Annotated in this window: 14 protein-coding genes; 10 read left to right on the top strand and 4 right to left on the bottom strand. The window is 52.9% G+C overall.

The features are described from left to right. From PRIO_RS02055 to PRIO_RS02080, 5 genes are all read left to right on the top strand, one after another. The gene (locus PRIO_RS02055; protein ID WP_020433502.1) at positions 1 to 846 is read left to right on the top strand and encodes an ABC transporter permease; all 846 of its coding nucleotides are present in this window, start codon (positions 1 to 3) and stop codon (positions 844 to 846) included. Positions 847 to 862: 16 nt separating this feature from the next. Beyond that, entirely contained in the window at positions 863 to 1,876 is a 1,014-nt protein-coding gene (locus PRIO_RS02060) for an ABC transporter ATP-binding protein (RefSeq protein ID WP_020433503.1), read from the top strand. Beyond that, a complete protein-coding gene (locus PRIO_RS02065) occupies positions 1,848 to 2,777 on the top strand; it encodes an ABC transporter ATP-binding protein (protein WP_039790970.1) in 930 nt (309 codons plus the stop codon). The genes PRIO_RS02060 and PRIO_RS02065 overlap by 29 nt, the downstream gene beginning before the upstream one ends. Positions 2,778 to 2,860: 83 nt before the next feature. After that, positions 2,861 to 3,307, top strand: a complete 447-nt coding sequence (locus PRIO_RS02070) for a hypothetical protein (protein ID WP_020433505.1) — start codon at positions 2,861 to 2,863, stop codon at positions 3,305 to 3,307. A 639-nt stretch (positions 3,308 to 3,946) separates the two neighbouring features. Next, positions 3,947 to 4,843, top strand: coding sequence for an MBL fold metallo-hydrolase (locus tag PRIO_RS02080; protein ID WP_020433507.1), 897 nt, complete (start codon positions 3,947 to 3,949; stop codon positions 4,841 to 4,843). Positions 4,844 to 4,997: 154 nt separating this feature from the next. On the opposite strand, the gene PRIO_RS02085 is transcribed toward PRIO_RS02080, so the two are convergent. Next, the gene (locus PRIO_RS02085) at positions 4,998 to 5,837 is read right to left on the bottom strand and encodes an SDR family oxidoreductase (protein ID WP_020433508.1); all 840 of its coding nucleotides are present in this window, start codon (positions 5,835 to 5,837) and stop codon (positions 4,998 to 5,000) included. A gap of 180 nt (positions 5,838 to 6,017) precedes the next feature. Here PRIO_RS02085 and PRIO_RS02090 point away from each other — a divergent pair, with 180 nt between their 5' ends. Further along, positions 6,018 to 7,046, top strand: coding sequence for an AI-2E family transporter (locus PRIO_RS02090; protein ID WP_020433510.1), 1,029 nt, complete (start codon positions 6,018 to 6,020; stop codon positions 7,044 to 7,046). A gap of 557 nt (positions 7,047 to 7,603) precedes the next feature. Here PRIO_RS02090 and PRIO_RS02095 read toward each other — a convergent pair. Beyond that, complete coding sequence (locus tag PRIO_RS02095; protein ID WP_020433514.1) at positions 7,604 to 7,993, bottom strand: SHOCT domain-containing protein; 390 nt, start codon at positions 7,991 to 7,993, stop codon at positions 7,604 to 7,606. A 373-nt stretch (positions 7,994 to 8,366) separates the two neighbouring features. On the opposite strand from PRIO_RS02095, the gene PRIO_RS02100 reads away from it, so the two are divergent. The 3 genes from PRIO_RS02100 to PRIO_RS02110 all read left to right on the top strand — a co-directional run bounded on the left by PRIO_RS02100 (position 8,367) and on the right by PRIO_RS02110 (position 11,741). Beyond that, positions 8,367 to 9,062, top strand: a complete 696-nt coding sequence (locus PRIO_RS02100) for a response regulator transcription factor (RefSeq protein ID WP_020433516.1) — start codon at positions 8,367 to 8,369, stop codon at positions 9,060 to 9,062. Beyond that, on the top strand, positions 9,059 to 10,525 hold the full coding sequence (locus PRIO_RS02105) for a sensor histidine kinase (RefSeq protein ID WP_020433518.1): 1,467 nt from the start codon (positions 9,059 to 9,061) through the stop codon (positions 10,523 to 10,525). Before PRIO_RS02100 ends, PRIO_RS02105 begins: the two co-directional genes overlap by 4 nt. A 94-nt stretch (positions 10,526 to 10,619) precedes the next feature. Then, entirely contained in the window at positions 10,620 to 11,741 is a 1,122-nt protein-coding gene (locus PRIO_RS02110) for a TolB family protein (protein WP_020433519.1), read from the top strand. Positions 11,742 to 11,798: 57 nt separating this feature from the next. On the opposite strand, the gene PRIO_RS02115 is transcribed toward PRIO_RS02110, so the two are convergent. Together PRIO_RS02115 and PRIO_RS02120 are read right to left on the bottom strand one after the other, a co-directional pair. Next, positions 11,799 to 12,380 (bottom strand): PIN domain-containing protein, encoded by a 582-nt coding sequence (locus PRIO_RS02115; RefSeq protein WP_020433520.1) that lies wholly within the window; start codon positions 12,378 to 12,380, stop codon positions 11,799 to 11,801. Further along, positions 12,381 to 12,902: a hypothetical protein gene (locus PRIO_RS02120; protein WP_020433521.1), complete on the bottom strand. Its 522-nt coding sequence runs from the start codon at positions 12,900 to 12,902 to the stop codon at positions 12,381 to 12,383. It lies immediately after the preceding gene. 357 nt (positions 12,903 to 13,259) lie between these two features. Here PRIO_RS02120 and PRIO_RS02125 point away from each other — a divergent pair, with 357 nt between their 5' ends. Next, entirely contained in the window at positions 13,260 to 13,802 is a 543-nt protein-coding gene (locus PRIO_RS02125; RefSeq protein ID WP_020433522.1) for a MarR family winged helix-turn-helix transcriptional regulator, read from the top strand. Positions 13,803 to 13,812: the final 10 nt, after the last annotated feature.

Genomic DNA, 13,812 nt, shown 5'->3' on the forward strand with positions numbered 1-13,812 from the left:
ATGAACCGCAGTAAATGGAAAAATGTAAAAGACGAGCTGTTTGCCAACGGTCTGGGTGTCGCCGCTGTGCTGATTCTGGCAGTCTTCACGCTTGGGGCAGTGTTTGCCTTTCTGTCCGGCTATGATCCGAATGCGATGCACGCCATGGCCCGGCTCACGCCGCCCGGTGCCGGTCACTGGTTCGGAACGGACGACTATGGCCGCGATTATCTGGCGAGGGCGCTGTATGGCGGGCGTATCTCTCTCTTGGTCGGCTTCGCTTCAATGATCGTGGCAACCGGCATTGGAGTAACGATTGGTGTACTCAGCGGCTACTTTGGCGGCTGGCTGGATAATCTGCTGATGCGGATGGTGGATGTGGTCCTGTCGATCCCGTCCTTTCTGATTCTGCTGCTGCTCAGCGTGTATTTGAAGCCAAGCGTCGGCAACATTATCATTATTATTGCCCTCCTGATGTGGATGAACGTTGCCCGGGTCGTCCGGGCCGAGACCATGACGATCAAGGAACGCGAATATGTGCTGTACGCCAAAGCCTCAGGCCAAAGTGCCTCCGGCATTATCTGGCGGCATATTCTTCCCGGCCTGGTGCCGGTCATTATCGTAGGCGCGACCAACAATATCGCTTCGGCGATTATGATGGAATCGTCGCTGAGCTTTCTCGGCTTCGGGGTGCAGCCGCCGGATGCGACCTGGGGCAGCATGCTGAACAGCGCCCAGGGCTATATTGCCCAGGCGCCTTATCTGGCGCTGTTTCCGGGTCTTTTGATCCTGCTGACTGTGCTGAGTTTTAATGTGCTGGGTGACATTTTGCGTGTCGGCTTTGAACCGAAGCTGATGCGGAGATAGGGAGAGTGAAGACATCATGACAAAGCGGCTGCTGTCTGTAGAGAATTTACAGGTTTCGTTCGCGACCCGGGATGGGGAGAACCAGGCCGTCCGGGGGGTCAGCTTTCATATAGATGCCGGTGAAACGGTAGGTATTGTCGGGGAATCCGGCAGCGGCAAAAGCGTCACAGCCAAAGCGATCATGTCGCTGATTACCCCTCCGGGCCGCATAACAGCCGGAAATATCGGGTTTCGCGGCGAGAGTCTGACCGGACTTTCGGAGAAAGCGTGGCGGAGTCTGCGCGGCAACCGGATCGCGATGGTTTTTCAAGACCCGATGACCTCCCTGAATCCGGTGAAAAAAATCGGCCAGCAATTGACGGAGGTCATCCGCAGGCACCGCGGGCTGAACAAAGAGGCGGCGTTTGCCGAAGCGGCCAAGCTGCTGCGCCAGGTAGGCATCCAGCACCCGGAGCAGCGGCTGAAGCAGTATCCGCATGAATTCAGCGGCGGGATGCGGCAGCGGGTAATGATCGCGATGGCGCTGTCCTGCCAGCCGGAACTGCTCATTGCCGATGAGCCGACGACGGCACTGGATGCCACGATACAGGCACAGATTCTGGACCTGTTCAAGGAGCTCAAGGAAAATTCCGAGACGGCGATTGCACTGATTACGCATGACCTTGGTGTGGTGGCGCAGGTCTGCACCCGCGTGATTGTCATGTATGGAGGGCTGATTATGGAGGAGGGTACGGTAGAGGATATCTTCTACCGGCCGCAGCACCCCTATACCCAAGGCCTGCTGCGCTCCATTCCGAAGCGCGGCGGAGGCTCGCGCGAGCGGCTGATTCCGATTGAGGGCACACCGCCCGATCTGCTCGACCCGCCGCCCGGCTGTCCGTTCATGGAGCGCTGCCCCCATGCTTTTGGCCGCTGCAGCGAGCGCCCGCCTACCGTAGAGCTCGCTGCGGGCCACCGCTCCATGTGCTGGCTGGCCGAGGAGAAGCAGAATCAGGCGGCTTATGCCGAGGGGAGGATTTCCGGTGAGTGACAGCAAAGTATTGGTAGATGTGAATAACCTCCAGAAGCACTTCTCCAAAGGCAAGGATTTGCGGGGACGCGATACTGCTGTGTTGAAGGCAGTCGATGGCGTAAGCTTTCAGATCCGCCAAGGGGAAACCTTCGGGCTGGTAGGCGAATCCGGCAGCGGCAAGTCTACGGTCGGGCGCTGCCTGCTCCGGCTATACGACTATACTGGCGGAGAAGTGTTCTTCGATGGCCAGCCGCTTGGCAAGCTGGGGGAGAAGGGGCTGAAGCCTTTCCGCCGCCGCATTCAGTCGATCTTTCAGGACCCGTATTCTTCGCTGAATCCGAGTCTGAATGTGCTGGAGCTGATCAGCGAGCCGATGAAAATCCACGGCATCTACCAGGGGGAAGAGCGCAAGGAAGCGGCTGCGGCACTTTTGGAACGGGTAGGACTAAAGAGAGAGCATCTGTACCGCTTTCCCCATGAGTTCAGCGGTGGCCAGCGCCAGCGCATCTCCATTGCGCGGGCATTATCGGTCCGGCCTGAATTTGTCGTCTGCGACGAGCCGATTTCGGCACTGGACGTTTCCGTTCAGGCCCAGGTCGTCAATATGCTGGAGGACCTTCAGTCCGAATTCGGTCTGACGTATCTGTTCATTGCCCATGACCTGTCAATGGTCCGGCATATTTCGGACCGCATCGGCGTCATGTATGCCGGACGCCTGGTTGAGGTAGCGGACAGCGATGAATTGTATGACAATCCGCTTCATCCCTACACCAAAGCACTGCTGTCCTCTATACTGGAGACTGATCCGCGCAAGGGCAGCCGGAGAATCAGGCTGGAAGGTTATTCGGGAGGAAGCGGTGCGGATGCCCGGGCAGTGCTCAGGGAAGTAAGCCCCGGCCACTATGTGGCTGTTGACTGAGTGTGGCCGCACCCATGCACAACCATAGTGGGGGGTTTTGAGATTACAGGGACGAAAGATAAGGTAAAATAGGAGGTTTTGAAATGACAGAGACGCTAAGCAAGGTAAAGCTGTCGCAGTGGGATGCGCTGCTGGTAGAATCACTCCGTTCCCTCGGCTGGTCCGATGAGGAGCTGCTCCGCAGAGTAGAGGCAGGCGAGCTGCCGGTAGATGAGAGTGAATACCATTTTGATTATACCCAGCTGACCCAGCTTGCGGGTGAGCAGCCGGAAGTGTTCCGGCAGGCGGTGATACAAGGCTACCAGATCAAGTACAATACGATTCGCGGCATCCGCAGCTGGATTTTCGTTGCCCTCGGCAAGGAGGCCGGGCTGGAGCTGGAGGAAGGCAAGGAAGCGGCGGAAGTGACATTGACTGAGCCTGAGCATAAAAGACTGGAATCCGTGCTCTCCTTCGGCTGGCGGATTACAGGCGGCCCTTCAGGCACAGAAGGCACTGGCGTATACCGGATTGAACCTATCCGGAGATAATTGAATGTGAAGATGAACTGCCCCGCCGGCTTTGCGCCAGCGGGGCAGTTTGACGCAGGGAAGTGTAAGTCTTTCCTGGTACTGATTTACCGCTGGCGGTTCCTCCGTTGTAGTCCTGGGCAACAGGTTGTGTCCGTTGGGTTTATGTTGATTTTGATGTGGCTGTATGTTGGCTCGGTGATTGGCTATATATTAGTTCTGTTGTAAGCGGTAAGTTGGCTGTGTAAATCTTTTACCGTCTGAAACGCACGCTGTACAATAGACGTATGATAAGAAGCGGAAAAGCAGCAAGAGCTGTTAGAAGAAAATATTAGCTATACGGGAAAGTGTTTGAGGATAGTCTGGTAAAGTTAGGCCGGGCTAATTGGAGCCGCGCACGTATGTGGAAGCAGGTGGAATTAGTATAACTAATTCATTTGAATTTGCCGTTGCAGAGGTTCTGAGTGGGATTTTCTCCACCTATTTCAGGGGATTTCAGCTAATATGGGTCATTTGAAGCAAATTAGTTCTACTTTTTCCCACTATTGCTCTTGTCGGCTGCAAGTTGCCCGATTTAGGTTTCCTTTTTTCACTTCAGGTTCGCGTTTCAATAGGGGTCTGCAGCTCGGGGTAACAGTTAAAAGACAAGGAGGTAACGAAGTGCTGAAGTGGAAGCGAAGTGAAATTACATTGTTCCAGAGTGAGCTTTACGAGACCAATTCACTGGTTATTGAGAGTGCTGAACATGTGCTGGTCGTTGATCCTTGCTGGCTGCCGCGCGAGGTAGCGGAGATTCGGCAATATGTCAGCGGCATCCTTGGGGGAAAACGTCTGCTGCTGTTGTTCACTCATTCTGATTTTGATCATATTATCGGGTATGGGGCTTTCCCGGAGGCGGAGATTATTGCCAGCAGAGGTTTTACAGACAAAAGCTTGGAAGCGCGGGCAACGATTCTGGAAGAAATCCGCACCTTTGATGATGATTACTACCTGAGAAGACCTTATGCCATTGCCTATCCTGTAGTGGATCATATTATGGAACGGGATGGTCAGGAGATGGTATTTGGGGAGCTGCGGCTTACGGGTTATATTGCACCCGGTCATACTAATGACGGTTTGTTTACGGTGGTGGATTCACACGGACTGTTCATTGCCGGAGACTATTTATCGGATGTGGAGTTTCCTTATATTTATGACAGCAGCACTGCCTATGAAGCTACGCTGGACAGCGTGGAGCAGATTATAGCCCGGCATCCTGTTCCGCTGCTGATCCCCGGACATGGGGAGGCAGCCGAAAGTCTGCTGGAGATCGAGTGCCGCAGGGTAGCGGGACTGGGCTACATCCGCAGCCTGCGGGCAGCTGTCGCAGCCGGGGATCAGGCTGCGGCAGACCGCCTCATAGCGGGCTGTGCCTTCCCCCGCAATATGCGTAAATTTCACCGCAGCAATCAGGAACTCCTGGAGCGGGAGCTCTATGGAACCGGAGAAACTGCCGGTTCTTCCGAAGGCAGCGCTGCAGTGGATCAGGCCGCCATCTCTCAGGAACCGTTGCGGTGACATCCTTTGCAATCCGTGCTCCCTGGCCCAGCCCGAAGAGTACGTGCGGCCTGGGGTAGCGTTAGACTACAGCCCGGTACCGGGCTTGGTGTCGCGCTTCGTCTGCCACCGCTGCGGGAATCCATACCCCGATTCGTCTGCGTTCGCACCGCCCTTACATATTCAACTGGATTTTGCGGGTGCTGAGCACACCCTCCAGACCGGTAGGGTCTGTGCTTACTTTGCGGGAGACGAAATTCTCCGCCTGTTCCGAAGTGCGGATGCGGAGCGGCTTGGGCTCCATATGCACCAGGTTCCACATGACTTCGGCTACAGAATCTGCCGTCTGAGGCTCGACATTGCGCTGGAGGAATGCCTGGGTGTATGCCTCAATAACCGGTTTGTATTCGTCATCGAGTATTCCTCCGGTTTCGGATACATGCCCAAGCACGGTGTTGTTGAATTCCGTCGCGATAGCGCCTGGCTCAAGCAGGGAGATGTCAATGTTGAACTGTGGCTTGTAATATGTAGCCATACTTTCAAGGAGGCCTTCCAGTGCGAACTTGCTCGCACAGTAGATCTCATTCATGGGCTGGCCCACCAGTCCGCCTACGCTGGAGGTGGCAACAATATGCCCGTAGCCAGTCTTGCGCAGCAGCGGAAGCGCCGCCCGGATCGTATGCATGACGCCATAGACATTGGTGTCGAACACGCGGTGAATATCCTCTACCGGGGCTTGCCCAAGCGCTCTGAGGTAGCCGAATCCGGCGTTGCAGAACAGCACATCAAGCTTGTCTTGCTCCTGCTCAATCTGGCCGATGACCCGCTGAATGCTCTCAGGTTTCGTGACTTCCAGCTCTACGAATGTCAGATGCTCCACTTCGCGGTACCGCTCCTGATCACGCTCCAGGTTGCGGGTTCCGGCATAGACGGTCCAGCCTTCTTTGGCGAATTTCAGGGCCGAGGAGAGGCCGATGCCGGATGAAGCGCCGGTGATACAGATAATTTTACCCATACTGGATGCCTCCATTTTTTCCACACATTATAGCACACATAGGGCAGACATCGGCATGTCCGACATAAAGTTTGTATTTTCGCAGATTTGCCGGGGCTTCCAGTTGCTATAAGTGATTTCGGTACTGTAGACTGTATATAAAGTCCTAATCGCAAGCGAATAGAGAGGAACAGAGGAATAATGGATGTGTTTAAGCGTTATTATGCCAATTTAACAATCCGGCGCTTTTTGATTCTGGCGCTGATTGCACTGCTGCTGTACAGTATCCGGGATATGCTCAACCTGGTGCTGCTGACGTTTCTGATTGCTTATGTGATGAACAGCTTTCAGGTGCTGCTGTCCAAGCGGATCGGCAAATATGTCAAGGTGAACAGCAAGGTTATTATTGTTGTTTTATACCTTGCTCTAATTACGATGATCGTGCTGGCGCTCGTCAAATATCTGCCCAAGGTGTTTACGCAGATTAAGCAATTAACTGATTTTCTGACCACTCTAACCCCTGATGATCTCCCGCAGAACGAAGTTACTCAATACATATTCAATCAGCTGAAGGATTTGAACTATGAGTCCTATGTGACCCATGGCATTGGGTATGTGCTCAGAATCAGCAACTGGGGGACCACCTTCGTTTTAGCAACCATTCTGAGTTTTGTCTTCATTCTGGAGAAAAACCGCATTGTGAGCTTCACCTCCCGCCTGAGAGACAGCAAAATTTCCTGGTTCTATGTGGAACTGGAGTACTTCGGCAAGAAATTCATCTCTTCTTTCGGCAAAGTTATAGAAGCGCAGATTCTCATTGCCTTGTTCAATACCATGTTTACAGTAATCGGCTTATGGATACTTGGCTTCTTTTTTGAGCCGTTCCCGTATCTGTTCGCGCTGTCGATTATGATCTTCCTGCTCAGCCTGATTCCGGTCGTAGGATTTGTGATTTCACTGATTCCTCTATGTATTATCGCGTACAATATCGGCGGACTGGCGATGACGCTCTATGTGCTGGGACTGATTGCCGTGCTGCATTTCATGGAAGGCTACTTCCTGAATCCGAAGCTGATGTCCTCCAAAATGAACCTGCCCATGTTCTACACCTTTATCGTGCTGCTGTTCTCCGAGCATTATATCGGCGTATGGGGGTTGATCCTCGGTATTCCCATTTTCGTCTTTTTCCTTGATATTCTGGATATTACCCGGGAGAAGCCGGAAGTGTAGTCCGCACCAAGACATAGCAAATTTAATTTTATACACTATTAAAAGTGGCATTCCGACTGATTCTAGTTTGAATGCCGCTTTTTTTAGTTTGTCTGGAGATAAGAATTACCGTGGCAGTCAAAAGATAATGGGAGGATTTCGATTGATCAGTTATCCGTCTTTAGCGGTTAGCCGCATGGAGTCCATGGGCTGCAAGATGGTATGCGGGGCCGGGGTGGAGATGGAGCCGATGAGGGCAGCGGTTCAGTGAAGCAGACTTTTAAGCCGTAGCCGTGGCAAAAGGGATGGCGCCGCCACCGGCGGGCCGCAGGGGTGAAACAACGGCAAAAATGCCGTTGTTGGTGCCGCCACGGGCCGCCGGCGTGAAACAACGGCAAAAGTGCCGTTGTTGGCTCCGCCGCAGGCCGCCGGGCATGAAACAACGGCAAAAATGCCGTTGTAGGTGCCGCCATGGGCCGCCGCAGGCAACAAACAGGCTGTCCCCTAAGCAGATATTCTGCGGAGAGGACAGCCTGTTTTTCCAGACACTATAATGTGTAGGGTGTATGTACCCTCTGTCAGCCGAACGAGGTCATCACACTTTGTGTTACGATCTCCTTCAGTTCAGCCTTTTGCGCGGCATATTGCTGGCGGGTAATGCTGCCGCTTGCGAGGCGCTGATCCAACTGCTCTGTGAGCTGGCTCACCTGCAAATCAATGACGTTTGCAATATTCCCGCCACTCTCTTCGGCGATATCCATTAGAGACTTGCCGTCATACAGCGCATCATACAGTTCCTCATCGGAGGACTGATTCAATGCTTTCAATAAATCATCTTTATCGGCTACACTGGTAGCAGACCATTTGGCGACTGGACTCGCATTGACGGCGGGCTTGCCCCAGGCAGTCCCTCCAAAGGAGATGGCTACAATCATTGTCCCGACAATCATCACTCGTTTAATATTCATCACTCATCCTCTTTTCAAATTATATTATATCGGTCAGGGTCATTAGTTACGGCAGTTAGGAGCTTTAGGCTTAATTTCATTCTAACCGGCAAAGCTGAGGTTAAGCTTAACTGTTCTTTAAGATAACCTAAAGAATAAATCTCTCCCCGATACTACGTTTATGATCAGGAGAAGGGCTCAACTATTTTTAGCCAACGGGAACTTTTCAGCGCTGGGCACGTCTGGAAGTGTGCGGCTTTCCGGTATGATTTTTATCAAGAACAAGCAGGGTAAAAGGCTCTTGGTGCCATAGATTAACTTGGGGAGCATGAGTTCACCGGTGATTCTCTGGGCCATGAAATAAATAACCGCAAGCGGAAGAGGTGAACCTCAAATGACCAAAAAAGTGCTGGTAGTTGATGATGAGCCGGGGATTGTAAATGCGATTGCCTACGCCCTCCGGCGTGAAGGCTATGAGGTGGATACCGCCGGGGACGGCGAGGAGGCGCTTGCCAAAGCGCAGGTTTTTCATCCGAATGTGATGGTGCTGGATGTGATGATGCCGAAGCTGAATGGCTATGATGTGTGCCGCAAGCTGGAGGACCGTGATGACATCGGGATCATACTGCTTACCGTCAAAAATGATATCGTTGATAAAATCGTCGGCCTGGAGCTGGGCGCGGACGATTACATGACCAAGCCGTTCGAGATCCGCGAGCTGCTGGCCCGGGTGAAGGCGTTGCTGCGCAGGCTGGACAAGAATACGGCCGAGGTCAAAAGCGAGCTGATCGAATACGGTGCGCTGCGGGTTCACGCAGAACGGCGGTCCGTCCAGCTTGGGGAGGAGCAATTGGAGCTGACACCAAAGGAATTCGACCTGCTGCTCCTGCTGCTCTCCCATCCGCAGCGTGTCTATATGCGCGAAGAGCTGCTGGATCAGGTCTGGGAGATGGACTATGCCGGAGGTACCCGCACGGTGGATATCCACATCCAGCGGCTGCGCAAAAAGCTGGGCGAGCCCTACCAGAATATCCTCCAGACCGTCTATGGGGTCGGCTATAAGGCCGTTCCGGCGGGCAGCTTCGCATGAGGATCAGCATCAAGCTGAAATTCAGCCTGTTCCTGGCGGTGCTGCTTATTTTATCGGTTGGCATTTTGAGCTATTTTGTGCTGCGCGGAGTCGGGCTGAACCAGCAGGCGCAGATCGAGGGCCTGCTTGCCCAGCATGTCAAAACAGTCAATTTGCGGGTTAAACAGACGTATTATACCGGCACCCGCCTTACGCCGCAGGCCTTCATGCAGCAGCGGGGGAAGGCGCTGGCCGCAGAGCTGGCCGGATTCACCGGGCTGCAGGTGACGCTGTACGATACAAAAGGACAGCAGGTAGGGACATCGCTGCAGAGGGAAGGACCGGCAGCGGTAGGAAATCCTGCTGATGCGCTGGCCTATGCGCTGCAGAACAAAATCGCCTACCAGAGCTCAGGCGATACCCTGCTCTATCTGGCCCCGCTGCAAGGGCCGGAGCAGCAGATGGGGGTAGTGCAGCTGGAGTATCCGCTGCAGGATGCCCGGAGCTTTCAGCGGACGCTGCTGAATCTCTTCCTGACCACAGGCGCCGCTGTCCTGGTCCTGAGCTTCATTGGCGGCTACCTGTATTTCAACAAGGCCGCCGCGGCGATCGGGCGGCTGAAGAAGGCGGCGGAATCGATCCGCCGCGCCGAATATATCTCTGCTCCGCCAGTGAAGCGGAAGGATGAGCTGGGCGAGCTGGCCGAAGGCATCTACTTCATGAGCCGGGAGATCGACAGCAGCATTGCCGCGAAGGATGAGGAGCAGCGCAAGCTGCAGCTCGCCGTGCAGAAGCTGCAGGCGCTGGAGCAGCAGCAGAAGCAGTACATCGGCAATATCAGCCATGAATTTAAGACGCCGCTGACTTCGATCAAGGCTTATGTCGACCTCTTGAATATGTACGATGATGATCCCAAGCTGCTGTCCGACGCTAAGCTCAGCATTGCCAAGGAGACCCAGCGGCTCTATGAAATGGTGGAGAAGGTGCTGCAGCTGACGGCGCTGGAGAAATATGATTTTGAGTCCCAGGCTGAGCTGCTGGAGGTAGCGGACGTACTGCAGGATATCTGCAGCCGCATGAAGGGCAAGGCGGAGCGGTATGGGCTGACGATTACACTGGATGCCGAGCCTGCGCATATCTGGATCGATAAAGAAAGCTTCATGCATATCTTCATCAACCTGCTGGATAATGCGATCAAATATAATGTCCCGCAAGGGACGGTGCATCTTCATGGCAGGGTCAGGGATCACCGGGTCTGGATCACCGTCAGAGATTCCGGCATTGGCATCCCGTCAGAGTCCAGAGACAAAATCTTCGAGCCCTTCTACACGGTCAACCGCGACCGCTCCAGACAATCGGGCGGTACGGGACTGGGGCTGTCTCTTGTCCGCAATCTGGTGGAGAAGCAGAATGGAACCATTGAACTGCTGGAGCCGGACGGTGAGGGAACGGCGTTTCAACTGTCTTTTCCCGTCATATCCTGAAGAGCTTAAGTTTACAACTTGGAAACATTCGGTGAGTTGTTTGGAAATAAGCATCCGGTATGCTGGGAGCAACACAACCTGGGGGGAACCATCTATGAATTCGTATAAAAAGATCAGGCTTAGAAAAACGGGCATGATTCTGCTGTGCAGTACGGTTCTGCTATCCATGGCTGCCTGCAGTCCGGAGAATACCGGAACACGGCAGACGGTCGAGAAATCCGGCCAGAAAATCACAGTCATAGACAACACCAGCGAATCGGTCTACACGAAGCTGAAGCTGGAGGGCATCGACAAGATTGAGGGCGTTCGCGGGACGGATTTTGCCGGTGAGGATGCGATCGTGGTGGATAAGGAAAACCGCAATCTCTCCCCGCAGACAGTGGAAGGACAGGATCGTTATCCGCATAATCTCTATCTCCGTACGCTCTCCTCGGGCACCGAAACGCCGCTGCAGGAGGGTGAGAAAAATTACGGAGCAGCCCAGCTGTCTCCGGACAAGAAGCAGCTTTTTTACAAAGAGCTCTATGACGCTACCGGTCTTGGCTTCATTATGAATCTGGCCACGGGAGCGTCCGTGAAGGTAAGCGATGCGGAGTTCAGAAGCGAGGAGGGGAGCTGGGCGGACAATGAGCATGTGATCTACCCGGATATGGAGGGGACCATCGTAAAAGCGGACGTGAACGGGAAGCAGGAAACGGTGGTGAAGACCGGGGTCTCTTATGTCCATGAGGTGGTTCAAACCGGCGGCCGGATTCTATATGTCACAGGGGAAGACAGCGAGTTGAGTGCTTATGACACGGAAACCAAGCAGACCAAGGTGTTGAAAAAGAATGTACTGTGGGTTATCCCGTCACCGGACGGCAGCAGGCTGGCGATTGTCGAGCGGGTAAAACCTGGAGAAATGGTGCTGCTGCTCTGCGACAGTGAAGGCAGCGAGCAGTCCCGGCTGGCGGTGGGCCAGCAGATCTTCGGGACCAGCTGGTCGCCGGACGGCAGCAAGCTGGCTTATGCAACCACTGCCGCCAGCGCTGCCGAGGACCAGGACGGCCTGTTCATTACTGAAGTGGAGACCGGGGAGCAGACGCCAGTGCTGAATGACATTGAGGTAGCTGACCAGCTCCGCTGGAGCCCCTCGGGCAAGAAGCTGCTGGCTTCCGTTTCAGTGCTGAAGGATAATGTGTATCAGTTTATTACGTATGTTGTAAGGCTGTCTTGATGTGTGAAATAACAACAGGGATCCCGCAAATATGGCGGGGTTGCTGTTGTTTTCAATTTAAGGCTGCAATGCTTCTAGTTTTGACTGAATGGATAGGTAAAAAGGGTCTGCTTCAATAGCCATCCTGGCTTCTGAAGATACTTCGACATAGCGTTTATTTAGGAAATCATAAAGCCTCTGTTCTCCTGGTCCACAGAAAACTGAGTAAGAAATAAAATCTTTTATGTTTGCAGTTACTAGTATTGCATCATTCAAGTATGCGTCAACGAGTATCCGTGCATCGGAGGCGCGTAAGTAATCCAGTTTATAATGAGGGTCTTTGAAGACGCCGTCGAACCTGGTAGAACGTATGTAGTTGCTGAATTTTCGAAGTTCATGCTCGAGGTCAACCGAGAGATTTGCACTCACTGGCAAATATCCCTCGAGCATGCTACTTATAATACGCTGGTCCCTGTCCTTAAGGGTATGCATTTGAACTTCAAGTTCGCATTTCACTTCAGCACTGAGTAAAATGATTGACTGTCCATTCTGAGCTTCTAGTTTGGCAGCAGCAAAAAATTCCTTTGCCGCTTTCTGATATGCTTTATTGTCATCGTGTGTGTAGCGAAAAAGATTAGAGTCTAACAGATACGCCGACATTTATTCGTTGGCTCCCTCCTCAATTGGTCCATAGTCGACAGGACCTTCGCCATCCCAAAGAGCCAGAGCATGATCCGCTAGTTTTTTTGAGCTTTCCAGTTCTTCTCTGCGTTCCCTTAGAAAAGTCGCCCAGTTTGAAAGCTTCATAAAAGGTTCAGGTTTAATTCTCCATGTGCTTTTCTCACCGGCAACCTGTTCAGCTTCCCATTTACCGTTTGCACAATGGCGACGTACGACTTGAGGAACTAGACCAGTAAGCTTGCTAACGTCCCGAACTGAAAGATACTCCGGAACACTAAGTGTTACGGGCGTAGGGTCAAAGGAATTTATCTGATCTGCCGAAAGAATCGATGCATCGACTTTTCTAAGGGCTTCCTCAGAAAGCAGCGAGACAATTTGCTCTTCCCGAAGCTTCAGTTCAGACATAAGCAGCCTTATTTTTGCAAGTGTAATTTCAGCTTCGCTGTGCAGGCGGCGTTCGGTAGATTTCGGCAGATTTACATTTCTTAGAACATTGGACATATCAATCAACCTCCTCACTCCCATCTTAGCATATTAATTTCCAGAAACAAAGGAACCAATGGAACTTTTGGAACCCCATTTATAGTATATGTATGTATTTCATGTTTAAACGTTGAACTGTAGAAAATACGTACTATGTTAATTTTCTGAGTTAAATTCGCACTTGACAGGTGTGAATAAAGGGGTATATGATAACAGCAATCCTTCACTGATAATTAAATGAACAGTGAAATAATAACCGCGAAAATAATAACCGAGCTGATTGGACCGCCAAAGGCTCCCGAGGATCTCCCCGCATCAGGGGGAATTTCGGGGGCCTTTTATAGTTGGTCTATGAGTGGAAGGCAGGGGAAGAGCATGGATGATAAGCAGTGGGAGCGGCTGCAGGAGGCCGACTATCTGTTCCGCAAAATGGTGCGCAGATTTGTGAAGGAACGCGACCGTGTGAGCGTGGAGGGGATTGCTTTGCCAGGCATGCTGATTCTGCAAAAGATCATCCGTGACGGCGAGCAGCGGCTTGGTGATCTTGCGGAGCAGCTGGATTTCACCTCGGGTGCCATCACGGCGCTAAGCGACAAGCTGGAGGCAGGCGGGCATACGGTGCGCAGGCGCAAGGAGGATGACCGGCGGACGGTGCTGATGGGCATTACGGAGAAAGGGCGGGAGATGGTGGAGCGCAACGGCAGCATTGGGGAACGATGTATTACGCTTCTGTTCGAGGGGTTCACGGAAGAGGAGCTTGAGCAGCAGAGCCGTTTCTATGAACGGATCATCCGCAATCTGGAGGGATTCTCGGAGACCCTGCTTAAGCTGGCACAGCAGAATGCCGAAGCCCCTGTTCCGCAGGCACCTGAACAGAAGCCGCGGACAGCCGCGAAGAAAAATTATCTCAGCTACTGAAGCTGCTGAA

It is taken from the genome of Paenibacillus riograndensis SBR5, from assembly GCF_000981585.1.
GTDB classification, from domain to species: Bacteria; Bacillota; Bacilli; order Paenibacillales; family Paenibacillaceae; genus Paenibacillus_AQ; species Paenibacillus_AQ riograndensis.